This is a genomic window from Pseudomonas arvensis (genome assembly GCF_056688935.1).
On sequence record NZ_CP162038.1, the window covers coordinates 1795237 to 1818530 of the forward strand.

A 23294-nucleotide genomic window follows, 5' to 3' on the forward strand; every position below is an offset into this window, starting at 1 on the left:
AGCCTCAGTGACGTACGGCGTCCGCTCGCAAGCGACGTCGTCGGTTACCTAGAAACACCACCCAGGCAATCAGACACAGCGTCAGCGGCACCGCCAACGTCACCACCAGTTTCATAGCGAACTCCAGGAAGTGCACACGTGCGTATGCCTCGGCCTTCAAGGCATGCAATTCCATGGGTAAGCGCAGGCGCTCTTTGTTGAGTGCAAGCAGTTGGGCGGTGCTGTCTACTGCCTGGGAACTGAGGTTGGTGGGCTCTGGGCTCAGCCTTTTCCATTCCTGCTCAGTACGTAGCAGGCGCCGCTCCAACTCACTCGCCTTCTCACTGTATGTGTGTGCAGCGTCGTCACGCATTCGTTCGAGCATGTTCGGTGACCTGTTCGCCACCGCGCGTGGGCGGATATTGAGCAGCGCATCGCTTGCGGACAAGTTATCCAGTGTATTCAACACAAACAGGGTGTTGCCGTGGGGTGCCGTGCTGTTGACTTGATCTGTCAGCAAGTCAGTGTCGGCAACCACTACCACATGGATGAGCGCCGCTTTTTGCACACCTGCTGGCTGCCCTTCGAGGCTGTCTGGGAATACGGAATAAGCCGGACCCTCTATGCGAGCGGCAATCACATGGCGTTGCGCTTGAGTGGACGCCTCATCGGCCATTGAGTCGAACTCGTTTGGAGAGGCAAATCGGTGGGTTTCCACCAACACAGATTGGCCAGAGCTTTGCAGGAGAGGGGTGAAGGTGGTGCGCGCTTTTTGGCGACGCGTGAGGGCGCCGCTACTCGATACCGCTACGTTGTTCACTTTGCGGCTGCTGATGTCGTGTGCATTCATTGCCTGGGGAGGCAGATCCAAACCGCCTGGGTGCGGCGTTGCTGGCTGACCGGGTGCTGATGTGATTGATGCGGCATAGCGGTTGTCGACTAGAAACTTGTCCTCCTGCATCTGTATACCCCAAGCCGCAAGCAACTCAGTCAGCCGGTTATGGGGCGCACGCGTGTTCGAGTGTTGCTCGCTGAGGGTATCGATAAACATCATTAATCTACCGCCCTTCAATACAAATTGTTCAATCTCATACAGTGACCGCTCAGGCAGTGCCCGTGGATGCACGACCATGAGCGTTTTGACCTGCTCCGGTATGCGCTCGGCGCTTGCGCCCAGATTGACCAGGTTGAAGTGTCGCTGCAGTTCCTTCAGCAAGCGGCCAGCTGACGCCCCTATCTCCAACCCTGGCACCAGCCCTATGACGGCTCGCTCTGGGTGTTGCAGTTTATGGATCAGATGGCTGATTTCGTATTCGAGCAATGGCTCCCGGTCAAGGCTGAACGATTCGATGCGTTGCGCTCCGTGCCCGGCGCGAGTGCCGATCAGCCCCAGGAAGCCCGCAGTGTCGTCGAGACCGAACAGCTTGGCTTTGTAGGCATCTTCTGAAAAAGGTTTGGGATCAATAAGGTGTAGGTTGATCATGCCCTTCGCTGCTTTTTCGTACTCCAGCAATACGTCCTCGATGCGCTTGCCATAGCGTTTCAAGGCGTAGCTTCGTTTCGGGTCGTTGTGGGCATTGAAGTAATACACGTCCAGGGGACTTTCCAATGATGCGAGTAATTGTTGGGCTTGAGGAGACAGGGTGTGGGTTTTCTCTCGTGATAAATCCCAGCGGATATCAGGAAGCTTTGCGACCCACACTAAGTTGAACGCCAAAAATAATAACAAAATGACAATAAGAGTCATGCCGGTGCGCAGAGTAGGTCGCATGGAGGGCTTTCCTTCTCAGCTGTGCTTGTAGTTGAGGGTTACTGTCGTCGCTGCTAGAAAGGTCAGGATTGTGCTGATGAAGTAAAGCGTGTCGCGAAGCGCGAGTTTTCCATTGTCGATCGCGCTGTACCTTGAAAAAGGGTTGAGCGAGACCAGGCTGTCTACCGCCCAGATCGGGGCCTGATGCTCAAGTGCATCGAGTAAATAAGAAAGGCCGCTGACGACGAGCAGCAAGGCCACTGTCAGTATGAACAGGGCGGTGCGCTGACGTACTAGTGTGAACATGAAACAACCGACCGATAAATAACTCCCTGCCAACAGCCAGCTCGACACAAATTGTGAGGCAATAACGCTGTTGTCTGCCTTGCCCAAGTAGTTGGTAATGATGACGAGGGGGAATGTCAATATCAGGGCTATGCCTACCACGACCCAGGCGGCCAGGAACTTTCCGACGACCCATTCAAATGTTGTGATCGGCAATGTTTTCATCAGGTCGAGAAATCCTGAGTTGGACTCGTCCGACCAGAGTTGCGCCGCCAGTAGGGGGATCAATAACAAATAGAGCCAGGGGTGTAACTGGAAGAAAATCTGCAAGTGGCTGTTGTCTTGTGCCGGCCACGGGCTCATGTGCAACCCCAATGTCACGGACGTTACTGAAAAGATGGCGACACTCACGTAGGTGCCGGGTGCGCTGGCGTAGTGAGCGAACTGACGCTTGAAAATGGCGGGCAGCAGTTTCAAAGAGAGGCCTCTCGGCTCAGATGGTGAACCACATCGCTTATGCGACCAGGCTCTAGATTCAGTGAGTTGATTTTCCAGCGGCGATTGGCAATGAGCGTGTTGATGTGCGGGTAGATGGTATGTCCTGGCATGGCCAGGATGGTCACTGTGCCAGGGGCATGCCGATGCTCCTCGATGCCCGCGACCCCAGGCAGCACAGCGAGGGCGAGCAAGTCCAAGGGCATGTCTGAAGCCAGGGTCACGGCTTGGAAATGGCGGGAGTCGCTTTGTAAATCCGGCATGGGGGTATCGGTTACCAAGCGATCGCCTGCGATAACCAGCGCGCGCGTACAGAACTCGGACAATTCATCGCAATGGCGGGACGCAACGATCACCGTCATGTCTTGCGTCAATGACTGTATGAGCACCCTGAATTTTTGTTTCTGGTCAGGCGTTAATCCCTCGGTGGGTTCATCCAGCAATAGCAAGGCCGGTGCATGCAGGATGGCCTGGGCAATTGCGACTTTGCGCTTTAAACCGGTAGAAAGAACATCAAGGGAGGCGTTGAGTACTGGCAATAATTCCAGTTGTGTAGCGACTTGTTCTACCCGTGCGCGTTTTTCATTGCCACGGAGTCCGCGAAGGGTGGCCATATAGTCGAGGAACTCTTTAACCGACATCGTAGGATGACTGAGGCACCTCTGGCGTTGGTAACCAATGATTTTTTTTGTTTTAAGTGGATGGGCTTTAGTGTTGAGGTTTTGAATAAGTATATGTCCGCTGGACGGTGCGCTCGAACCCGAAATCAAATCGAGTAGTGCGGTTTTAACTGTAGGATCTTTCCCGAACAGTCCCAGACATTCCTGTTTGTTTGCGCTAAATGAGAAATCGCTGATTATTTTTTTCTTGTTTGAATGTTTTGTCAGGTTGATTATTTCTATCATTTATTTTAATGCGACTTATAAGTGGGGTTGAAAAAGGGTACGAGTAATAGCTGTTTTTGGGAACGTCGATCAGCCTTAATAAGGAAAGTCCTACGTGCGTGCCGAGTAAATCGCTGGAACAATTGTTTTGTGCTTTTTGAGCCTTTGATGTCGAGGGTTTATCTGAAGGTTATAGAGACTTTCCGAATTTTGTAATGAGGCCTGATTACCATGATGCTTCTACGTACCCTTGTTCTTGAACGCGACGGTCAGGATGCTCCGGTCAACGGTGCATTGCTCTGTGGGTTTGCTGTAGGTCAGATTGCCTCCAACTTCCTTGTTTATAGCCTGGATGAAGAGGTGGAACCGGCGAGTTCCAGGGTGTATATCGCGGCCTTGCGCAAAAAACTTGATCGGTATTTTTTGGGCGGTGTTGAATCCAAGGAAGACCTGCAAGTGGCAATGCATGTGTTCAAGCAGATTCTCATATCAGCGGCATCGGGGGCCAAGGCGGGTGCTGTTACCGAAACCCAGGTGCCTTACCATTTCGTCGATTTGAAAGGCTGCAAGCTGCCACCCGCCAGGCCCGAGGAACATCACTCGGTGATCATCAAGAAGGCGTTGGTGATGAAAGTCATTACTCTGGGTATGTCTGCCCCGGTGATGCCGGCAATCGAAAGCGCTTCATTAATCGTGCCCTCCATTCGCTTCTCATCGAAAATGAGCGCGCCTACCAGGGGTGTAAATCCGGTTGAGCCTCCCCGGCTGCCGATTCATGAGCCTACGGTGGAAGAGCCGCGACAGGCCCCCGTCGAGATGCCCATGACCATGGTGCCGGCAGAGCCTGTTGTCCCGAATGTGCCAGACGTCCCGGAGCAGCCGAAGCATCTGGCTCCACTGTCCCAGAGTACTTTGTTCGAAGTGGACAGTACGCTGACCAACCTTGCTCGCGTCGCTCAGGAACTGACCCAACAAAAACTTGCTGCCATCGAACGGGAAACGGCGCTTGATCAGTGGCAGGCCCGATTGCAGCAAGAGCAACGTCAGCTGGATGAAAGGGGCCGGGAATTGGAACAGCGCATCACTCAACTGCATGACCAGTCGTTGGCTGTCAGCCAGCGGACCGAAGCCCTGAAGGTGATGACCTCGCAAGTGTCAGGCTTGCGCCAGAGTTTGCGCGGTATGCTGCTTGAACTGGATCAGGCCATGGATGGTTAGACTGGCCTGGCTACTTTCCCGGGTTCATTTATTATCAGTGCCAGCCAACCGAAGCCGGACGTGATTGCCTGGTCTATCGGCACCTGTGGACATTGCCTGGGGATGCAAGCGTTTGAGTACCAAGCTGATTACCAAAGAAGGTCATGAAGCGCTGAAGAAAGAGCTGGATTATCTATGGCGCGAGAAGCGCCCGGATACCACGCGCAAGGTGACGTGGGCCGCCTCTCTGGGGGATCGCAGCGAGAATGCCGACTACCAGTACAACAAGAAGCTGCTGCGCGAAATCGACCGACGTGTGCGCTACTTGCGCAAGCGCCTGGAAGACATGCGCGTGGTGGAGTACATGCCCGAGCAGGAAGGGAAGGTCTTTTTTGGCGCGTGGGTGGATATTGAAAACGAGCAGGGCGAGACCAAGCGTTTTCGCATCGTTGGCTATGACGAGATTTACGATCGGATGGATTACATATCCATTGACTCACCGATGGCTCGTGCCTTGTTGCGCAAGGAAGTCGACGATGAGGCCATCGTGCAGACGCCAGGTGGTGAAGTGTGTTGGTGGATCACTGCAATTGAATATGTGAAGTAGGCAATGATGGCCCGCATTCGTTAAAGAGTGCGGGCCATCGGCGTTTCAGCCTTCGCGCAATACCGTCAGCGGGCTGGCATTCAACGCGCGGCGTGTGCCGAATACACCGGCGGCACCGATCAGTACGGCGCCGATTACCGGGAGTAGCAACAGCCACGGATGCGGGTGCCAGGCCAGGTCGAAGGCATAACGGTACAGCACCCACGTCACCAGTTCGGTGCCCAGTGCTGCCAGCAAGCCACTGACGGCGCCTAGTAAGCCAAACTCGATATGCCGCGCCTTGACCAGCAACTTGCGCTCGGCGCCCAACGCCCGCAGCAGTGCGCCTTGGCGGATGCGCTCGTCCAAAGTGGCCTGTAAGCCCGAGAACAACACGGCCATTCCCGCAGCCAGCACAAACAACAGCACGTATTCCACCGCGAGGGTCACTTGGGCGAGGATGCTGCGCAACTGCTCCAGCAGAGCCTCGACCTGCAGGATCGTCACCGCCGGAAAGGCTCGCGACAGATCGACGATCTGTTGGTCATGCCCTGGCGCGAGGTAGAAGCTGGTCAGGTAGGTGGCAGGCAGGTCCTTCAAGGTCCCCGGCTGGAAAATCATGAAGAAGTTCGGCTGGAAGTTATCCCAGTTGATGGTTCGCAGGCTGGTGACCCGCGCTTCACGATTCTCCCCGGCGATGGTGAACACCAGGTGATCGTCCAGCTTGAGCTTGAGGCTTTCTGCGACCTTGGCCTCTACCGACACACCCGGTATCTCATCAGTCGGTTGTTGTGACCACCACGAACCTGAGGTCAGGGCATTGCCAGGCGGCAGTTCGGCGGCCCAAGTCAGGCTCAGGTCGCGTTGTACTGCGCGGTCGCCGCTGGAGTCCTTGCTGACAATGTCCTGCACCGGCTCGCCGTTGATACTGATCAGCCGCCCCGGCACCACAGGGTAAAGTGGCGCGGATTGGGCCTGCACTTCCAGCAGGCGGGCGCCAAAGGCGTCCTTGTCGGCCGGCAGGATGTTCAGCGCGAAATAGTTGGGCGCATCCTTGGGCAACTGGTTTTGCCAGGTATCGAGCAATTCGCCACGCAGCAAGGCGATCAAGCCCATGGACAATAGGATCAAGCCAAACGCCAGTGACTGGCCGGCCGCTGCCAATGGGTGGCGCAGCAGTTGGCCCAGGCCCAATCTCCAGGGCAGGGAGGCACGAGCCAGAAGACGCCGCAGGCTTTGCAACAGCAGCAGAAGCAAGCCGCCAAGGACCAGCGCCGCCACCACGCCGCCGCCCAGCAGGGCGAAGGTCAGCACCAGGTCCAGGCTCAGGCGCCACATGATCAGGCCGAGGGCAAACAGCGCAGCGCCATAGACCATCCAGGTGCTGGACGGGATGGGCAGCAGGTCGCGCCGCAATACGCGCAGCGGCGGTACGCGCCCGAGTGCGGCCAGCGGTGGTAGGGCAAAACCCGCGAGCGCGACCAGCCCGGTGCCGATCCCGGCAACGGCCGGCAGCAGTCCGCCGGGGGGCACATCTGCCGGCAGCAAGTCGTGCAGGAAATAGAACAGGCCAAACTGCGCCAGCCAGCCAAGCAGGGCGCCGGCCAGGCTCGCCAGCAAACCCAGCACCGTCAGTTGCAGGCTGAACAGCAACATGGCTTCGCGTCGTGACAATCCCAGGCAGCGCAGCAGTGCACTGGCGTCGAAGCGTCGGGTGGCAAAGCGGTTGGCCGATAAGGCGACGGCCACGCCAGCCAGCAGCACGGCGACCAGGCTGGCCATGTTCAGATAGCGCTCGGCCTTGCCCAGGGCGCCGCCAATCTGCTGGTTCCCGTCCCGTGAGTCCTGCAGGCGCTGGTTGGCGGCCAGGCCCGGCTTGAGCAGGTCACGATAGGTTTGCAGCGCTGTGCTGCCCTGAGGCCCGCGCCACAGTTCACGGTAGCTGACGCGGCTGCCGGGCTGGACCACGCCGGTGGCATCCAGGTCCGCCAGGTTGATCATCACCCTCGGCGTGAGGCTGTAGAAGTTGCCGGCGCGATCCGGTTCGTAGGTGAGCACGCGGGCCAGGCGCAGGGTTTTCATGCCGACATCGACGCTGTCGCCGACCTTGAGATCCAATGCCGTCAGCAGTCGCGCCTCGACCCAGGCTTCACCGGGTTTGGGGCCGCCGCCTGGGGTTTCATCGCCAAAGGGCGCGGCCGCGCTCTTCAGTTCGCCTCGCAACGGGTATTGCTCGTTGACGGCCTTGATGCTGGAGAGCTGGATACCGTTATCGGTGGCGATAACACTGGAGAACTCCACGACGCGAGCGTGATCCAGGCCCAGCTCGGTCCCGGAGCGGATTTGCTCGGTGCGGGCAGGTGAGCTTCCTTCCAGCACCAGGTCGGCGCCAAGGAACTCGGTGGCACGCAGCATCATGGCGCCGTTGAGGCGGGCGCCGAAATAACCGATAGCGGTACTGGCGGCCACAGCCACCAGCAGGGCGAAGAACAACACGCGCAATTCGCCGGCGCGGGCATCGCGCAGTAATTGGCGCATGGCCAGGCTGAACAGGCGCAACAGCGGCAAACGTGCCATCAAGGCTCCAGGGGCGCGACCATCAGGCCGGCTTCAAGGCGGATCAGGCGTCGGCAACGGTGGGCCAGGCGCTCGTCGTGAGTGACCAGCACCAGGGTCGTGCCGCTCTCTTTATTGAGTTCGAACAGCAGATCGCTGATGCGCTCGCCGGTGTGGCTGTCGAGGTTGCCGGTGGGTTCGTCGGCAAACAGCACGTCCGGTTCGGCGGCAAAGGCGCGGGCAATGGCTACCCGTTGCTGCTCACCACCGGAGAGTTGTCGCGGCGAGTGGGTCAGGCGTTGGCCGAGGCCCACGCGCTCCAGCAGGTGTTTGGCGCGCTCGCGGGCATCTTTGCGGCCATCCAGCTCCAACGGCAGCATGACGTTCTCCAGCGCATTGAGGCTGTCGAGCAGTTGGAAAGACTGGAATACAAAGCCCACATGTTCGGCGCGGATACGCGCACGCTGGTCTTCGTCGAGGGTGCTAAGGGCTTGCCCGGCGAGGGTGACTTCGCCGCTGCTGGGCAGGTCGAGACCGGCCAGCAGGCCAAGGAGGGTGGATTTGCCGGAGCCGGAACTGCCGACGATAGCGAGGCTATCGCCCTTGTTCAGTTCCAGGCTCAGTTCGTGCAGGATAGTCAGTTCACCTTCCGCGCTGGGAACCACTTTGCTAAGGTTCCGCGCGGTGAGAATGCTTGCGCCCATGGAGAATCCGATGCGAATGTGGTTTTTGAGTGCTGGCCTGGCCTTGATGTGCATGGCCCAGAACGCAGCGGCGGGTACAGTCCTGATCGTTGGCGATAGTATCAGTGCCGGTTTCGGCCTGGATACACGCAAAGGGTGGGTTGCCTTGCTGGAGCAACGGCTCAAGAAGGAAGGTTTCGACGATAAAGTGGTCAACGCGTCCATCAGTGGCGATACCAGTGCTGGAGGCCTCGCGCGGCTGCCGGCGGCGCTTGCAGAGCATAAGCCTGACGTAGTGGTTATCGAATTGGGTGGCAATGACGGCCTTCGTGGCCAGCCCCCTGCGCAATTGCAACAAAATCTTGCTTCGATGATCGAGAAGTCCCAGGACAGCGGCGCCAAGGTGCTGTTGCTGGGCATGCAGATTCCGCCCAACTACGGGAAGCGTTATGTCGATGCCTTCGCGAAGGTATTCGGCGATGTCGCCGAGCAAAAAAAGGTGCCTTTGGTGCCGTTTTTCCTTGAAGGCGTCGGCGGCCATCCGGAGTTGATGCAGGCGGACGGGCTGCACCCGGCGGTCGCTGCCCAGGGCAAGTTGCTTGAAAATGTCTGGCCGACGCTAAAACCGCTGCTATGACGCTTTTCTACCGGCAGGCTTTCGGCTAAGGTGGCGCCCCCCCGATCTGGAGCCCCCGATGTCGCGTCCTGCCTGGTCCCTGTTTAACTACCAACTGATCGAGCCGGACGAGCAGCTGGATCTGTTCGCCTGCCAGGAAGTGCGGGTGCATCTGGTGACGCGTCAGCTGGAACTGGGCGGCTCCATCGATCGCACGCTGTGCGGTACCTTGCTGCCAGCGCAACCTCGCTGGTCGCTGGTCGATCGCTCGATTTTCCAGGATCAGCGCCTGTGCCCCTTGTGCCGAGCCATTCTTGAGTCCCAGAAGCGCGGCACGCCGCCGATCTGGCCGGAGCTGCGTTTCGAGCTCTAGGAGCCGCTACACGCTTGCAGCTAGAAGCTCACATCACGTATACAATCGATTTTTACCTACCCGTCGTTCTGCGAAGGATTTTCCGGATGTTGTCGCGCCTCTCCGTCGTCACCTGCTGCCTGTCTCTCGCTGCGTTCTGTGCGGCGGGCTCTGCATCCGCTTTGCAGCTGCCCTTGCCACCACCGGGTGAAGATATCGTCGGTCAGGTCCAGGTAATCAAGGCCAAGTACGAAGACACTTTCGCCGACCTGGGCACCACGTACGACCTGGGCTATTCGGAAATGGTCGCGGCCAACCCGGGTATCGATGCCTGGTTGCCGGGGGCGGGCACCGAGATCGTGCTGCCGACACGGTTTATCCTGCCGCCGGGGCCTCGCGAGGGCATCGTCATCAATCTGGCGGAATACCGGCTCTACTATTTCCCCAAGGGCCAAAACGTGGTCTACACCTTCCCGTTGGGGATTGGCCGTGAAGGCTGGGGCTCGCCGATTGCCCATACCAGCATTATCGCCAAGACGCCTAACCCGACCTGGACGCCGCCGGCCTCGATCAAGGCCGAACACGCCGCCAACGGTGATCCATTGCCGAACGTGGTGCCTGCCGGCCCGGATAACCCGTTGGGCCCGTTCAAGTTCACCCTGGGCACACCGGGTTACCTGATCCACGGTTCAAACATGAAGTTCGGCATCGGCACACGTACCAGTCACGGTTGCTTCCGCATGTTCAACAATAATGTGCTGGAGATGGCTGGCATGGTGCCGGTGGGCACTTCGGTGCGCATCATCAACGATGCCTACAAGTTCGGCAGCAGCGGCGGCAAGGTTTATCTGGAAGCGCATACACCGTTGAACGATGACGGAACGCCATCGGTGGTCGACAAACACACGGCGGTGATCAACGCCTTGCTCAAGCGTGAAGACCTGGCCAACCAGTTGCGGGTGAACTGGGATCAGGTACGCGACGTGGTCGCGGCGGAAGATGGCCTGCCGACCGAGATCGGTGTGCCGGGTGGTGCACCGGTGGCCTCCAGCGCGCCAATCGATCTTCAGCAGTAAAACGTGTGGGAGGGGGCTTGCTCCCGATGTGGTGGTTCAGTAACGGATATGTTTACTGAGACACCGCCATCGGCAGCAAGCCCCCTCCCACATTCAGGCAATAAAAAAGCCGACCCATAAATGGATCGGCTTGATAACAACCCCGAGGGATTATTACTTGCGGCTAGCTTTTTCAAGCATGCGCAGAGCGCGCTCGTTAGCTTCGTCAGCAGTCTGTTGTGCTTTTTGAGCAGCAGCCAGAGCTTCATCAGCTTTACGGTAGGCTTCGTCTGCACGGGCCTGGGAGCGAGCTGCTGCGTCTTCAGTTGCAGTCAGACGAGCTTCGGTTTCTTTGGAGACGCTGCTGCAACCGGTAGCCAGAACTGCGGCCAGAGCCAGAGCAGAGAATTTCAGAACGTTGTTCATCGTGTTCCCCTTCAAGGACTTTCTATTAAATGGCTACTTTCTCAGAGTGAGCAAATAGCCGGCGTACATACTACCCATTACTTGTAGTAAGTAAACTGACGTAGCGCAAGAAGCAAAAAAAATTCTCGCGCCGAATCTATTTTGGCTAATCTTTTGGAGGTTTGTATAAAAACCATCCAGATTTTTTCATTTGGGTGAAGATTGGATCCAGGCTGAAAGGGCCGGCCTGCATGCGTTAAGCTTTGCAAACAGGTGGGGATTTATATATCCGCGCCGACACTTACGTTGCGTTTGGCGTTGCTTGGCCGGGTATCTTTTACGCATGTAGAGGTGACTTTAAGAGCGCCTGTTCGTCTCAAGGTTCAACTGCCGGCAATGTTCAGGCTTTCGACCAGTGTTTGGTCGAGGCCCTTTCTATATCCACCAGCGGCAGGGAATGACGAGTGCGCCTTGAGCAATTGCAGGATTGGTGCCTACTATTCCCTACGTGCTGGTTGTGAGCGCTCAAGGTTTTCTCGTTGTCGAAACCGGCACGGGGTGGCGTAGATGTTCCTTCGCCGGAAAAACATCGGTAAGGTAGGGGTCAGAATTCAAGACCCGCGAGGAGTAGTGATGAGCGAGGCGTTGTCCATCCACCATGACCAGGCTGGTCATCAGTTCGAGACCAATGTGGACGGTCATCGTGCCTATCTGACCTATATGGACCTCGGTAAGCAGACCCTGGATATCTATCGGACCTTCGTGCCCAACGCACTGCGGGGCCGTGGCATTGCGGCGGCGCTGACCGAAGAGGCCCTGAAGTTCGCCGAAGACGCTGGCTACACGGTGATCCCGTCCTGCTCCTATGTGGAACGCTACATGGAGCGCCACCAGCGCCATGCCGCGAAGCTCTGAGCGATCAGCAGACAATAAAAAACGCCGGGTTTAGCCCGGCGTTTTTGTGTGCGCAATTGAGGTTCAGGTGCGTTTGCGTGTTGGCAATACGTCCTTGAGCTTGGCGTGCATGCTGCGCAGGGTATTTTCGGTGGCGGCCCAGTCGATGCAGGCATCGGTGATCGACACGCCGTACTGCAAGTCGGCCAGGTCTTTTGGAATGGCCTGGCAACCCCAGTTCAAATGGCTCTCGACCATCAGGCCGATGATCGACTGGTTGCCTTCGAGGATCTGGTTGGCAACGTTTTCCATCACCAACGGCTGCAGGGCCGGATCCTTGTTGGAGTTGGCGTGGCTGCAATCGACCATGATGTTCGGCTTGATCTTGGCCTTGTTCAGCGCTTGCTCGCACAACGCAACGCTGACCGAATCATAGTTGGGCTTGCCGTTGCCGCCGCGCAGCACCACGTGACCATAGGCATTGCCCTTGGTGGTCACGATGGAAACGCCGCCTTCCTGGTTGATGCCCAGGAACCGGTGAGGGCTGGAGACCGATTGCAGCGCGTTGATCGCCACGGTCAGGCCTCCGTCGGTGCCGTTCTTGAAGCCCACGGCCGAGGACAGGCCGGACGCCATTTCGCGGTGGGTCTGGGACTCGGTGGTACGCGCGCCGATGGCCGACCAACTGATCAGGTCCTGCAGGTACTGCGGGGAGATCGGGTCCAGTGCTTCGGTAGCGGTTGGCAGGCCCATTTCAGCCAGGTCCAGCAGCAACTGGCGACCGATGTGCAAGCCATCCTGGATCTTGAACGAGTCGTCCAGGTACGGGTCGTTGATCAAGCCTTTCCAGCCGACGGTGGTACGCGGCTTCTCGAAATAGACGCGCATGACCAGGTACAAGGTGTCGGACACTTCTGCCGCCAGCACTTTGAGGCGCTCAGCGTATTCGTGGGCGGCCTTGAGGTCGTGGATCGAGCATGGGCCAATCACCACAAAGAGGCGGTGGTCGGTGCCGTCGAGAATCTCACGGATGACTTCGCGGCCCTTGGTGACGGTCTGCAGGGCAGCGTCGCTCAGGGGGATTTCGCGCTTGAGCTGATCGGGCGTGATCAGCGTCTCGTTGGATTCGACGTTTAGGTCATTGATCGGTAAATCAGCCATCGTGTTACTCGTCAGGGTCACGGGTGCCGGCCGCCAGCCATCCCCGTGCGGCGGGCACAGCATGATTTGGATGCAGGGGGGAGGAACCTTAGCGCGTAACACGGGCCCGCGACAATGGGCAAAGCCCGCTTTAATCCAGTGCTGGCTGCACAAACGCCTCATGGGAGAACTCGCCTGCATGGCGCGACACCCACTCCCGGGCCAGGGCTTCGATCTGCTCGGGCGTCGGTTCGGCATCTTCGTGCTGGCGGCAGTAGCGCTCTATCCGGCATGCTTGCTCGCCCATGCGTGCGCCAAACAATGCATGTTCATCGGTAAATGAGATACCCACGCGGTAGCCGTTTTCCACTTTGCGACACCATGCTATGTAGCCTGGGTATCGGGCGGTGGCGCCCAGGGAAGGGATGCGCAATTCAACCGCCGTGCCCTGGCGCCAGGCGCGCGGCCAGTTGCAGGCAATGCCACCCAGGCCGTGAGTGAGCAGGCGTTGGCGCGGTATGGCGGGAGAGGGGCGTTGGATTAACTCGACAGCGACATCATCAGGGTGAGGTAAAAAACGACCCATGTACACGGACTCCGAGCACCGTCCTGTAGACGGCGGTGGCAGCAGTATAGTGAACGAACTGGAATTGACCGACCTGGATATTGACCAGCAATTGCTGGGATTGCCAGGAGTTTCGCTCGTGGTGTTCACCAGCGTAGGATGCTCCAGTTGCCGTTGGGCGCGCCAGCAGTTGCCCGGTTGGCAGCTGCCGGTGGACCGCGTGTGCTGGGTAGATGCCGGGCATAACGGCGGCGCGGTCGAACGCTACCAGATCTTTCATTTGCCCGCGTTGTTCGTGGTGTGCGAGGGTCAGTTCCTCGGGCAATTACAGACACGTCTTACACGTTCTGACCTTGCCAGCGCTGTAAAACAAGCGCTTACCCGTATTCCTGAGGACTTGCCATGACAGCTCAATCGCCACGCATCGGTATTATCGGCACCGGCGCCATTGGTGGTTTCTATGGTGTGATGCTGGCGCGTGCCGGATTCGATGTGCACTTCCTGTTGCGCAGCGAGTACGCGGTGGTCAGCCAGCATGGCCTGCGTGTCAACAGCCACGTGCATGGCCAACTGCACTTGCAACCGGTGCAGGCGTATGCAAGCGCTGCCGATATGCCACCCTGCGACTGGCTGCTGGTGGGCACCAAGTCCACGGGTAACGTGGAGCTTGCGCCGACGCTCGCCCAGGTCGCCGCGCCGGATGCCAAGGTGGTGTTGCTGCAGAACGGCCTGGACGTCGAGGACAGCCTGCGCGAACACCTGCCGCCGTCACTGCATTTGCTGGGTGGGCTGTGCTACATCGGTGTGCACCGCTCGGGCCCCGGTATTGTCGAGCATCAGGCGCTGGGGCGCGTCAACCTGGGCTATCACAGCGGTTCGGCGGCCAACGACGAACCCCTTCAAAAGACCATCGTCGAGGCCGGTGCCGCCTTGTTTCACCAGGCCGGCATCGAATCCCAGGCCATGGCCAATGTGCATCAGGCGCGCTGGCACAAGCTGGTGTGGAACGTGCCCTTCAACGGCCTCTCTGTCTTGCTGGGCAGCGGCACCACAGCGTTGATGGCGGACGAATCCAGCCGCGAACTGATCCAGGCGCTGATGGCCGAAGTGGTGCAGGGCGCGCACGCCTGCGGCCATGAGATTCCCGCCAGTTACGCGGGGCAGATGTTCACCATGACTGAATCCATGGACGACTACCTGCCGAGCATGTATCACGACCACGTGCACAAACGTCCGCTGGAACTGGCAGCGATCTACGCGCGCCCGCTGGCCGCGGCCAAGGCCGCCGGCTGCGAGTTGCCGCGAATGCAGGCGCTGTACCAGGCCTTGAGCTTTATTGATCGGCATAACCGCTGAGTCGGGGGTAAACGCATGGCGAAGGGATTGGGCGACAAACTGGTGTTGGCGATTTCGTCGCGGGCCTTGTTCGACCTGGGCGACAGCCACAAGGTCTATCTTGCCCAAGGAGTAGAGGCCTATCGCAAATACCAGATCGAACACGAGGAAGAAATCCTCGAACCCGGCGACGCCTTCCCACTCGTCAAGAAGCTGCTGAGCCTCAATGCCAGCCTAGGGCGCGCTCGGGTCGAAGTGGTGCTGGTATCGCGCAACAGTGCTGACACAGGCCTGCGTGTATTCAACTCGATTCAGCACTACGGCCTGGATATTTCCCGCGCTGCTTTCGTAGGAGGGCGTAGTCCTTATCCTTATTTGGCTGCATTTGGTTGCCATCTGTTTCTTTCGACCCATGCTGAAGATGTGCGCAGTGCCCTTGATGCGGGCTTTGCAGCAGCGACGATTCTGTCGGGCGGGCCGCGCCGTGCCTCCAGCGAGGAACTGCACATCGCCTTTGATGGTGACGCAGTGTTGTTTTCCGATGTGTCGGAGCGCGTGTACCAGGCCGACGGGTTGGCGGCGTTCCAGGCCAGTGAGCGCGAATCCGCACGCCAGCCGTTGCCTGGCGGTCCGTTCAAGGGGTTCCTGGCGGCGCTGAACTTATTGCAGCGAGAGTTCCCTGACGAGGCCTGCCCGATCCGCACCGCATTGGTCACCGCCCGTTCGGCGCCGTCTCACGAGCGGGTGATTCGCACGTTGCGTGAGTGGGATATTCGCCTGGACGAGTCGTTGTTCCTTGGCGGCCTGGAGAAGTCCGCGTTTCTGGAGGCGTTTGCCGCTGATGTGTTTTTCGATGACCAGGCCGGTCATTGCGAGAAAGCCAGGGAAGTGGTGGCCACTGGGCACGTGCCCCATGGCATCAGTAATGAATTGAGGATTCAGGCCGAGAGTTAGGCGCGCTGCTAAGCTCATTCAATCTCCTCCAGCCTGGCAGTCCAGGAGGTTTTATGATTCGTTCGATGCTGTACGCCACGGACCTCGGTCTTTACGCGCCCTATGTGATGCAACATGCGCTGGCGCTGGCGCGAACGTTCAAGGCCGAGCTGTATGTGATTCACGTGGTCGAGCCGATCGGGCTGTTCGCCGAATCGGTGTTGCAGAGCTACCTTGATGAAGCCGCGTTGAGCGAGTGGCAGAGCCGGGGGCTGAACACGGTGATGGCGACTATCGAGCAGCGGGTGCTCGACAGTTTCCGCGAGGAGTTGGGGGAGGGTGAGCAGGACCTGAAGTTGATCCGTTCGGTACGCGTGATCCAGGGAGATCCGTGCGAGGTGATTCTGGACCAACTGCGCAAACTGTCGGTAGATCTGCTGATAGTCGGCAGCCACAGCCACGCAACGGGTGCGACCACGCCTCTGGGGCGTACCGCGGCACGGGTACTGCAACTGTCCAGCGTACCGGTTTACCTGGTGCCGTCGTTACAACGTCGCCGCAGTGATGACATGTGATCGGTAGGAAACGATAAAAAGTTCTAGATTTATCCGTCTAACCTTTAATATAGTTATATACCGTCGCTGATACCCGTGGCGTCTATCTGCTTTGAGGGACACATATGAAGCTTCAACAACTGCGCTACATCTGGGAAGTGGCGCACCACGACCTCAACGTTTCCGCTACCGCTCAAAGCCTGTACACCTCGCAACCCGGTATCAGCAAGCAGATCCGCCTGCTCGAAGACGAGCTGGGCGTTGAAGTGTTCGCGCGCAGCGGCAAGCACCTGACCCGCGTCACCCCGGCCGGTGAGCGCATCATCACCACCGCCGGCGAGATCCTGCGTAAAGTCGAAAGCATCAAGCAGATTGCCCAGGAGTTCTCCAACGAGAAGAAAGGCACCCTGTCGATCGCCACCACGCACACCCAGGCGCGGTATGCATTGCCTCCGGTGATTCGCGATTTCATCAAGCAATATCCGGACGTGGCCCTGCACATGCACCAGGGTTCGCCGATGCAGATCGCCGAGATGGCCGCTGACGGCACCGTCGATTTTGCCATCGCCACTGAAGCCCTGGAGCTGTTCGGTGATTTGGTGATGATGCCGTGCTACCGCTGGAACCGTTGCGTGGTGGTGCCTCAGGGTCACCCATTGGCCAAGTTGCCGAAGCTGACCCTCGAAGCCCTGGCCGAATACCCGATTGTGACCTACGTGTTCGGTTTCACCGGCCGTTCCAAGCTGGACGAAGCCTTCAGTCATCGCGGCCTCACGCCGAAAGTCGTGTTCACCGCCGCCGACGCCGACGTGATCAAGACCTACGTGCGCCTGGGCCTGGGCGTGGGTATCGTCGCCAAGATGGCGGTCGACACCAACCTCGACAAAGACCTGGTGGTGCTCGATGCCAGCGAGCTGTTCGAATCCAGTGTGACCAAGATCGGCTTCCGCCGTGGCACGTTCCTGCGGGGCTTCATGTGCGACTTCATCGAGAAGTTTGCGCCGCACTTGACCCGCGAAGTCATGGCCAAGGCGATCCAGTGCCACAACAAGCAGGAGCTGGAAGAGCTGTTCGACGGCGTTGAACTGCCTGTTCACTGAGTGGCTTATCGGGCCTCGGTAACCGTAAATAGTTGCCGAGCGCCTGCCACCAGAATCTCCACTTCATCCCCGTCGAACTTGCCCAGCAGGCTTTTGCCCAGAGGCGAGCGCGGGGTGATGACCGTCACCGGTTGCCCGACCACATCCACCTTCAAGCCCGCAGCATCAGGCGCCAGGAACAGCCATTGCTGGCGACCGTTCTCGTCCTCCAGAACCAGTAGTGCACCGACTTCTATCCCTCGCTGATCATCGTAGGCGCGCAACTGCAGGTTCTGGCAAAGCGCCAGCGACTGCTTGATTTCCTCGACCCGTTTGGCTTGCCCGGCCGCTAGATAAGAAGCTTCCAACCCCAAGGTGTCGTACTTGTTCTCCGCGATGTTTTCTTCATGAGTCGCGGTTTCGTAGGCAGTCTGCGCGGCGCGTTGGGCTATATCGAGGTCGACGGTGAGCTTTTCCAGGATCAACTGGAGGACGGCGTGCTTATTCATGGCTGTGCTTGATCATTCGCAGAATTGCAGGACATTGGCCCGGCTTTTTTCATTGGGCGCATTCTGGTCTTGTTGCAGCCAGAACTGGCATTTGGGGTTGGACAGGTTACGGGCGTTGCTACGCGCCTGGTCCAGGGTTTGTTGCTGTTCCTGCTTTTGCAGGTTTTGTTGGTACTGCTCGAACATGCGGTTGGGCGGCTCCGGCGCGACAACGGCCGGTTTACCCAATTGCTGGACCGCCTGGGCCACCGGCGCGAGGCTTTGCGGAAACAGGTAGCGCGAGGCCAGCCAAGTGGTCAGCGCGATGGCGATAAACCCCAGCCATACGCCCAAGGCGATAGCGATGCACAGCTTGAGCAGCGACAAAGGCGCGCTAGAGGGCATGTGGAACTCCTTGCTACGGGGATAATGGCGGCGATTGTCGCACAGCCTCCATGCAGAATAATCGCGATCAAGCCTTCTGCATCGGCGCATTTATGCGGACAATCGAGCCTTTGAGTGTTGGAGCCCGGAATGAAAGCCCGCTGGGATATTTTTTGCAGCGTTGTCGATAACTTCGGCGACATTGGCGTGACATGGCGCCTGGCCCGGCAATTGGTGGCGGAGCATGGCTGCGAGGTGCGTTTGTGGGTCGATGACCTGCGGGCCTTCGAACGCATGTGCCCCGAGGTGGATGTGCAGCGCGAGCAACAATGGCAAGAGGGCGTCGATGTGCGCCACTGGCCAGCCGATTGGTCACCAACCCCTGCCGCTGATGCGGTGATAGCCGCTTTCGCTTGCCAGTTACCGCCTGACTATATGGAAGCCATGGCCGAGTGTGAGCGCACGCCGTTGTGGATGAACCTGGATTATCTCAGCGCCGAGGATTGGGTAGTGGGCTGTCATCGCCTGCCGTCGGTGAAGTTCAAGGGGGTACAAAAGTATTTCTTTTTCCCTGGCTTCCGGCCCGGTACGGGTGGTCTGTTGCGTGAGGCCGGGTTGCTGGAGCAGCGTAGGGCTTTCCAGCGGGATGTTGTTGCGCAGCGACAATTCCTGCAATCGCTGGGGGTGTTTCCAACTGATGGTGCGCGTCTGTTCTCACTGTTTGCGTATGAAAATGCCGGACTGGCCAGTTGGCTGGACGTATTGTCGACGGACGGGCGTGCCACTCATCTATTGGTGCCGGAAGGGCGCATCCTCGGTGATGTAGAGCGCTGGCTTGGAGTAGAAGAGCTCGCCGCCGGGGATGTTCATCAGCGTGATGCACTGACCGTGCAGATACTGCCGTTCGTGCGTCAGGAGCAATATGACCACCTGCTGTGGTGCTGCGACTTCAACGCCGTGCGCGGTGAAGACTCGTTCGTGCGCGCCCAGTGGGCCGGGCGCCCGCTGCTGTGGCACATCTATCGCCAGGACGAAGACATCCACCTCGACAAGCTCGATGCCTTCCTGGAGCTGTACACCGCCGCCTTGTCACCGGCTGCAAAGGCGGCGCTGATCGCGCTTTGGCAGGCCTGGAACACCGAGGGCGACATGGTACAGCCGTGGAAAATGCTGCTGGAACACTGGCCAGAGGTCAGCCAGAACGCCGAAACGTGGTGTCTGGAGCAGGCCTTGCAGGCCGATCTTGCGACGGCGCTGGTACAGTTTTATGAAAGTTGGATATGATACGCCACCTTGATTTTTGTAAATCCCATCCAAATTTCGGATATATGCAATGAAAACTGGTAAAGAACTGAAACCCGGTACAGTGATCCGTCTCGAAAACGACCCTTGGCTGGTTCAGAAAGCTGAGTTCACCAAGTCTGGTCGTAACAGCGCAATCATGAAGACCAAGCTGAAGAACCTGCTGACCGGTTACAAGACCGAGATCGTCTACAGCGCCGATGACAAACTGGACGACGTAATCCTCGACCGCAAAGAAGCGACCCTGTCCTTCATCAGCGGCGACACCTACACGTTCATGGACACCACCGACTACACCATGTACGAGCTGAACGCTGAAGACATCGAAGCCGTTCTGCCGTTCGTGGAAGAAGGCATGGAAGACATCTGCGAAGCGATCTTCTTCGAAGAGCGCCTGGTTTCCGTAGAGCTGCCGACCACTATCGTGCGTAAAGTTGCCTACACCGAAGGTTCCGCTCGCGGCGACACTTCGGGCAAGGTAATGAAGCCAGCCAAGCTGGCTAACGGTACCGAGCTGCAGGTCGCTGACTTCATCGAAATCGACGACCTGATCGAGATCGACACCCGCGAAGGCGGTTCGTACAAAGGTCGCGCCAAGAAGTAATTCTGGCCCTACCGTACGAAATAAAAAAACCCGACCATGAGTCGGGTTTTTTATGGGCGCTGTTTTTACTTCAAGTGTTGCTTCAACTCATCCGATGCCTGCAGCAGGGCCGAACGCACCGACGGCACCTGGCTGACTACATTGAGCAAACCGTAGTCGTGAATCATGCCGTTGTAACGTACGGCGGTCACCGGCACACCGGCTGCATCCAGTTTGCGGGCATAGGCTTCGCCTTCATCACGCAGCACATCGGCGCCGGCCGTCTGAATCAGCGCGGGCGGCAAACCCTTTAGTTGGTCCGTGGTGGCCCGCAGCGGCGAGGCATAGATCTCGGCTCGCTGGTTGGCGTCGGTGGTGTAGTTGTCCCAGAACCACTTCATCATATTTTTGGTGAGGAAGTGCCCTTCGGCGTACTGGTTGTAGGACGCGGTCTCGAAATTGGCGTCAGTCACCGGCCATAACAGCAGTTGGAATTTGATCGCCGGCGTGCCCTTGTCCTTGGCCATCAGGCTGACCACGGCCGCCATATTGCCGCCGACGCTGTTGCCCGCGACCGCCAGGCGCTTGCCGTCGACATTGATCTCTTTACCGTGTTCGGCCACCCATTTCGTTGCGCCGTACGCCTGGTTGATCGCCACTGGGTAATGTGCCTCGGGTGACGGCGTGTAGTTGACGAACACCGCCACCGCCCCGGAACCCACGACCAGATCACGCACCAGGCGTTCGTGGGTCGGATAATCCCCCAGCACCCAACCGCCGCCGTGGAAGAACATGAACACTGGCAATGTGCCTTTGACCCCGGCCGGACGCACGATGGTCAGGTCCAGCGGCTTGCCATCGACCTGGATGGTCTTCTGGCTCACATCAGCCTTGGGCAGCGTCAGCTTCACCCCGGCTTGGGCGCCGGTCAGCACCGCGCGCGCTTCCTTGGGCGTCAATTGTTCCATCGGCTTGCCGGTGCCGGCGTTCAATACATCCAGGAAAGCCTGGGTGTTGTGCTCAACGTCGCCATTGGCGGCGAACGCGTGGCTGATGGACAAGGCGAGCAGGGTGCCGGTGAGCGCTTTACCAAATGTGTTCATGTTCTTCTCCTTGAGCTGCAGCGTGGGTTAGACGGTTACATGCAGGCGCACATCGACGTTGCCACGGGTGGCGTTGGAGTACGGGCAGACCTGGTGAGCTGCGTCGACCAGACTTTGCGCGTCATCCTGCGCCAGGCCAGGCAGGCTGATATGCAGGTCGATGTCCAGGCCGAAACCGCCGGGGATCTGGCCGATGCCGACGTGGGCAGTGATCGAGGCGTCAGCCGGGATTTTGCGTTGGGTCTGGCTGGCGACGAATTTCAGGGCGCCGATGAAGCAGGCCGAGTAGCCGGCAGCGAACAGTTGTTCCGGGTTGGTCGCCTGACCACCGGCGCCGCCCAGTTCTTTTGGCGTGGAGAGCTTGACGTCGAGGATGTTATCGCTGGAAACAGCGCGACCATCACGGCCGCCGGTGGCGGTGGCTACTGCGGTATAGAGCGTTTGCATGGTGTCGTCCTCATTGGTATATAGCGCTAAATGTTTGCGCGCTAAGTAGTTGGTGAGGCGAATGTATAGCGCTAATGTTTAGTGCGCAAGATAAATTTAAAAGTATTTTTCGTGAAGCGCCTCATCCCGCATTTTCATTGGGCGTATTAAACGGCGCCTTGCAGGTTGCTGCGCAATGCAATCAGATCCGCTTGCAGCTTGCGCAATTGTTCCAACTCCAACCCGCTGGCCCCAAGGATGCACTGTGGAATATCCATGGCCTTGTCCTGCAAGGCACGGCCGGCGGTAGTCAGTTCCACCACCACCACGCGTTCATCCTCGCGGCTGCGCGTTCGGCTGAGCAGGCCTTCGGCTTCCAGGCGTTTGAGCAGTGGCGTCAGGGAGCCAGGGTCTGTGAGCAGGCGGCTGCTGATTTCGCCGACAGTCAAACCATCCTCTTCCCACAGCACCATCATGGCCAGGTACTGCGGGTACGTCAGGCCGAGCGCTTGCAGCAGAGGCTTGTAGACCTTCGTCATCAGCAATGAAGTGGAGTGCAACGCGAAACACAGCTGGTTATTCAGCATCAGGGGTTCGCACGGGTCAGGGTTTTTGCTCATGGCGGTGCCTTAAATACGTGTATGGGCTGGAATCTAGCGAGCAAATCTTTAATGCGCCAGACAATTCTGTCCAGGAGGTCAGACCAGGCCGCTCTGCAGCGCCAGATCCCATGGCGGAACAGGGCTGAAACGGGATTTGAGGTATTCCAGCAGCAAGCGGCTGCGTGCGTTGGCCTGTTGTTCCAGGCGCAGCGCATAGATCCCGGTAGTTTCCGGGCTGGGCAGACCATCTTCGCAAAACAGCGGCAGCAATTCGCCACGCACCAGGTATTCGCTGGCCAGCCAAGTGGGTAGATGGGCGATGCCCAAGCCGGCCAAGGCGCCTGAGAGCAGCGCTTCTGCGTTGTTGGCGCTCATGCGGATGCGCTGTGGTCGATAGGTCGCACGGCGCCCGTCCAGTTCGAAGCGCCACGCGAACATCGGCGCCAGGCCATCCCAGTCCAGGCCATCATGATCACTCAACTCCCGGGGATGGGTCGGCGTGCCACGGCTTTTGAGGTAGGCCGGACTGGCGCAGGCGATACGCACGATGCTGGCCAGGGGCGTGGCGATCAGACGGGTATCGACGATATGCCCGGCCCGCAGCACCAGGTCGACCTTGCCAAGATGCGCGCCCTGCATATCCACAAAACTATCGATCAGATGTAGGTGCACATCCAGGCCGGGGTACACCTTCAGGAAATCCGCGATGACTGGCGCCAAGTGCCGTCGACCAAACGCCGCGGGCGCATCCACGCGGATCAAGCCCTCCGGCGCATGGCTCAGAGACACCGCTTCAGCCCGTGCCAGTTGCAACTCGCTGACAATCCGCCGCGCCCGCTCTGCAAACGCCAGGCCCGCCGGCGTCGGCACTACCGCGTGGGTACTGCGCTGGAACAAGCGGCTGCCCACGGAGCTTTCCAGGCTGTCGATGCGCCGCGCTACCGCGGAGGGCGTCAACGGATGACGGCGTGCGGCGGCGGAAAAGCTACCGGTTTCCAGTACATCGAGAAACAGACTCAACTGGTCGGTAAGGGTATTGGGGTTCATGACTGAATGCTTATGC

General features: G+C 58.8%; 27 protein-coding genes. 13 read left to right on the forward strand and 14 right to left on the reverse strand.

The window, feature by feature from the left end; all coding sequences use genetic code 11:
* Positions 1-4: 4 nt before the first annotated feature.
* From AB3G88_RS08225 to AB3G88_RS08235, 3 genes are read right to left on the reverse strand one after another with little or no spacing between them, the layout of a single operon-like run.
* Positions 5-1750: a Gldg family protein gene (locus tag AB3G88_RS08225; RefSeq protein WP_480453657.1), complete on the reverse strand. Its 1746-nt coding sequence runs from the start codon at positions 1748-1750 to the stop codon at positions 5-7.
* Between the two features lie 15 nt (positions 1751-1765).
* Positions 1766-2491 carry a heme exporter protein CcmB gene (locus AB3G88_RS08230; protein ID WP_480453659.1) on the reverse strand — a complete coding sequence of 242 codons (726 nt, stop codon included), beginning with the start codon at positions 2489-2491 and terminating at the stop codon, positions 1766-1768.
* On the reverse strand, positions 2488-3414 hold the full coding sequence (locus AB3G88_RS08235) for an ATP-binding cassette domain-containing protein (RefSeq protein WP_480453660.1): 927 nt from the start codon (positions 3412-3414) through the stop codon (positions 2488-2490). The genes AB3G88_RS08230 and AB3G88_RS08235 overlap by 4 nt, the downstream gene beginning before the upstream one ends.
* A gap of 210 nt (positions 3415-3624) precedes the next feature.
* Here AB3G88_RS08235 and AB3G88_RS08240 point away from each other — a divergent pair, with 210 nt between their 5' ends.
* Together AB3G88_RS08240 and greB are read left to right on the forward strand one after the other, a co-directional pair.
* Positions 3625-4611 carry a hypothetical protein gene (locus tag AB3G88_RS08240; RefSeq protein ID WP_099586823.1) on the forward strand — a complete coding sequence of 329 codons (987 nt, stop codon included), beginning with the start codon at positions 3625-3627 and terminating at the stop codon, positions 4609-4611.
* A gap of 112 nt (positions 4612-4723) precedes the next feature.
* Positions 4724-5197, forward strand: a complete 474-nt coding sequence (gene greB / locus AB3G88_RS08245) for a transcription elongation factor GreB (RefSeq protein ID WP_053130756.1) — start codon at positions 4724-4726, stop codon at positions 5195-5197.
* 45 nt (positions 5198-5242) lie between these two features.
* On the opposite strand, the gene AB3G88_RS08250 is transcribed toward greB, so the two are convergent.
* Both AB3G88_RS08250 and AB3G88_RS08255 read right to left on the reverse strand, forming a co-directional pair.
* The gene (locus tag AB3G88_RS08250) at positions 5243-7753 is read right to left on the reverse strand and encodes an ABC transporter permease (RefSeq protein ID WP_480453661.1); all 2511 of its coding nucleotides are present in this window, start codon (positions 7751-7753) and stop codon (positions 5243-5245) included.
* Complete coding sequence (locus tag AB3G88_RS08255) at positions 7753-8436, reverse strand: ABC transporter ATP-binding protein (RefSeq protein ID WP_016972350.1); 684 nt, start codon at positions 8434-8436, stop codon at positions 7753-7755. Before AB3G88_RS08255 ends, AB3G88_RS08250 begins: the two co-directional genes overlap by 1 nt.
* Before the next feature lie 10 nt (positions 8437-8446).
* Here AB3G88_RS08255 and AB3G88_RS08260 point away from each other — a divergent pair, with 10 nt between their 5' ends.
* The 3 genes from AB3G88_RS08260 to AB3G88_RS08270 all read left to right on the forward strand — a co-directional run bounded on the left by AB3G88_RS08260 (position 8447) and on the right by AB3G88_RS08270 (position 10459).
* On the forward strand, positions 8447-9052 hold the full coding sequence (locus AB3G88_RS08260) for an arylesterase (protein ID WP_191959977.1): 606 nt from the start codon (positions 8447-8449) through the stop codon (positions 9050-9052).
* Between the two features lie 58 nt (positions 9053-9110).
* Positions 9111-9404: a hypothetical protein gene (locus AB3G88_RS08265; RefSeq protein WP_003172705.1), complete on the forward strand. Its 294-nt coding sequence runs from the start codon at positions 9111-9113 to the stop codon at positions 9402-9404.
* 86 nt (positions 9405-9490) lie between these two features.
* Positions 9491-10459, forward strand: coding sequence for a L,D-transpeptidase family protein (locus tag AB3G88_RS08270; protein ID WP_099586820.1), 969 nt, complete (start codon positions 9491-9493; stop codon positions 10457-10459).
* Between the two features lie 153 nt (positions 10460-10612).
* Here the strand turns inward: AB3G88_RS08270 and oprI are convergent, their stop codons facing one another.
* Positions 10613-10864 carry an outer membrane lipoprotei OprI gene (gene oprI, locus AB3G88_RS08275; protein ID WP_003172710.1) on the reverse strand — a complete coding sequence of 84 codons (252 nt, stop codon included), beginning with the start codon at positions 10862-10864 and terminating at the stop codon, positions 10613-10615.
* 612 nt (positions 10865-11476) lie between these two features.
* Here oprI and AB3G88_RS08280 point away from each other — a divergent pair.
* The gene (locus tag AB3G88_RS08280; RefSeq protein WP_064451529.1) at positions 11477-11758 is read left to right on the forward strand and encodes a GNAT family N-acetyltransferase; all 282 of its coding nucleotides are present in this window, start codon (positions 11477-11479) and stop codon (positions 11756-11758) included.
* 63 nt (positions 11759-11821) lie between these two features.
* On the opposite strand, the gene AB3G88_RS08285 is transcribed toward AB3G88_RS08280, so the two are convergent.
* Together AB3G88_RS08285 and AB3G88_RS08290 are read right to left on the reverse strand one after the other, a co-directional pair.
* Positions 11822-12898 carry a 3-deoxy-7-phosphoheptulonate synthase gene (locus tag AB3G88_RS08285; protein ID WP_032888996.1) on the reverse strand — a complete coding sequence of 359 codons (1077 nt, stop codon included), beginning with the start codon at positions 12896-12898 and terminating at the stop codon, positions 11822-11824.
* A 130-nt stretch (positions 12899-13028) separates the two neighbouring features.
* Complete coding sequence (locus AB3G88_RS08290) at positions 13029-13463, reverse strand: PilZ domain-containing protein (RefSeq protein WP_480453663.1); 435 nt, start codon at positions 13461-13463, stop codon at positions 13029-13031.
* Between AB3G88_RS08290 and AB3G88_RS08295 the strand changes: the two genes are divergently transcribed.
* The 5 genes from AB3G88_RS08295 (at position 13462) to cysB (ending at position 17364) form a co-directional block, all read left to right on the forward strand.
* Positions 13462-13848 (forward strand): YbbN family protein, encoded by a 387-nt coding sequence (locus tag AB3G88_RS08295; protein WP_112194237.1) that lies wholly within the window; start codon positions 13462-13464, stop codon positions 13846-13848. The two genes, AB3G88_RS08290 and AB3G88_RS08295, sit on opposite strands and share 2 nt — an antisense overlap.
* On the forward strand, positions 13845-14798 hold the full coding sequence (locus AB3G88_RS08300; RefSeq protein WP_099586817.1) for a putative 2-dehydropantoate 2-reductase: 954 nt from the start codon (positions 13845-13847) through the stop codon (positions 14796-14798). The genes AB3G88_RS08295 and AB3G88_RS08300 overlap by 4 nt, the downstream gene beginning before the upstream one ends.
* Before the next feature lie 15 nt (positions 14799-14813).
* Positions 14814-15731, forward strand: a complete 918-nt coding sequence (locus AB3G88_RS08305) for a 5'-nucleotidase (RefSeq protein WP_099586816.1) — start codon at positions 14814-14816, stop codon at positions 15729-15731.
* A 53-nt stretch (positions 15732-15784) separates the two neighbouring features.
* Entirely contained in the window at positions 15785-16285 is a 501-nt protein-coding gene (locus AB3G88_RS08310; RefSeq protein WP_480453665.1) for a universal stress protein, read from the forward strand.
* Positions 16286-16389: 104 nt separating this feature from the next.
* On the forward strand, positions 16390-17364 hold the full coding sequence (gene cysB, locus AB3G88_RS08315; RefSeq protein WP_003189876.1) for an HTH-type transcriptional regulator CysB: 975 nt from the start codon (positions 16390-16392) through the stop codon (positions 17362-17364).
* 5 nt (positions 17365-17369) lie between these two features.
* Here cysB and AB3G88_RS08320 read toward each other — a convergent pair whose 3' ends face one another.
* Positions 17370-17852, reverse strand: coding sequence for a GreA/GreB family elongation factor (locus AB3G88_RS08320; RefSeq protein WP_480453666.1), 483 nt, complete (start codon positions 17850-17852; stop codon positions 17370-17372).
* A gap of 12 nt (positions 17853-17864) precedes the next feature.
* A complete protein-coding gene (locus tag AB3G88_RS08325) occupies positions 17865-18236 on the reverse strand; it encodes a hypothetical protein (RefSeq protein WP_099586813.1) in 372 nt (123 codons plus the stop codon).
* A gap of 129 nt (positions 18237-18365) precedes the next feature.
* Between AB3G88_RS08325 and earP the strand changes: the two genes are divergently transcribed.
* A complete protein-coding gene (gene earP, locus AB3G88_RS08330) occupies positions 18366-19499 on the forward strand; it encodes an elongation factor P maturation arginine rhamnosyltransferase EarP (RefSeq protein ID WP_480453667.1) in 1134 nt (377 codons plus the stop codon).
* A 49-nt stretch (positions 19500-19548) separates the two neighbouring features.
* Positions 19549-20121, forward strand: coding sequence for an elongation factor P (locus AB3G88_RS08335; protein ID WP_032889016.1), 573 nt, complete (start codon positions 19549-19551; stop codon positions 20119-20121).
* Between the two features lie 65 nt (positions 20122-20186).
* Here AB3G88_RS08335 and AB3G88_RS08340 read toward each other — a convergent pair whose 3' ends face one another.
* The 4 genes from AB3G88_RS08340 to AB3G88_RS08355 form a co-directional block, all read right to left on the reverse strand.
* The gene (locus AB3G88_RS08340; protein ID WP_480453668.1) at positions 20187-21203 is read right to left on the reverse strand and encodes an alpha/beta hydrolase; all 1017 of its coding nucleotides are present in this window, start codon (positions 21201-21203) and stop codon (positions 20187-20189) included.
* Between the two features lie 27 nt (positions 21204-21230).
* Positions 21231-21650: an organic hydroperoxide resistance protein gene (locus tag AB3G88_RS08345; RefSeq protein ID WP_099586810.1), complete on the reverse strand. Its 420-nt coding sequence runs from the start codon at positions 21648-21650 to the stop codon at positions 21231-21233.
* Between the two features lie 146 nt (positions 21651-21796).
* On the reverse strand, positions 21797-22249 hold the full coding sequence (locus tag AB3G88_RS08350; RefSeq protein ID WP_112194247.1) for a MarR family winged helix-turn-helix transcriptional regulator: 453 nt from the start codon (positions 22247-22249) through the stop codon (positions 21797-21799).
* A gap of 78 nt (positions 22250-22327) precedes the next feature.
* Complete coding sequence (locus tag AB3G88_RS08355; RefSeq protein WP_191959972.1) at positions 22328-23278, reverse strand: LysR family transcriptional regulator; 951 nt, start codon at positions 23276-23278, stop codon at positions 22328-22330.
* Between the last annotated feature and the right edge of the window lie 16 nt (positions 23279-23294).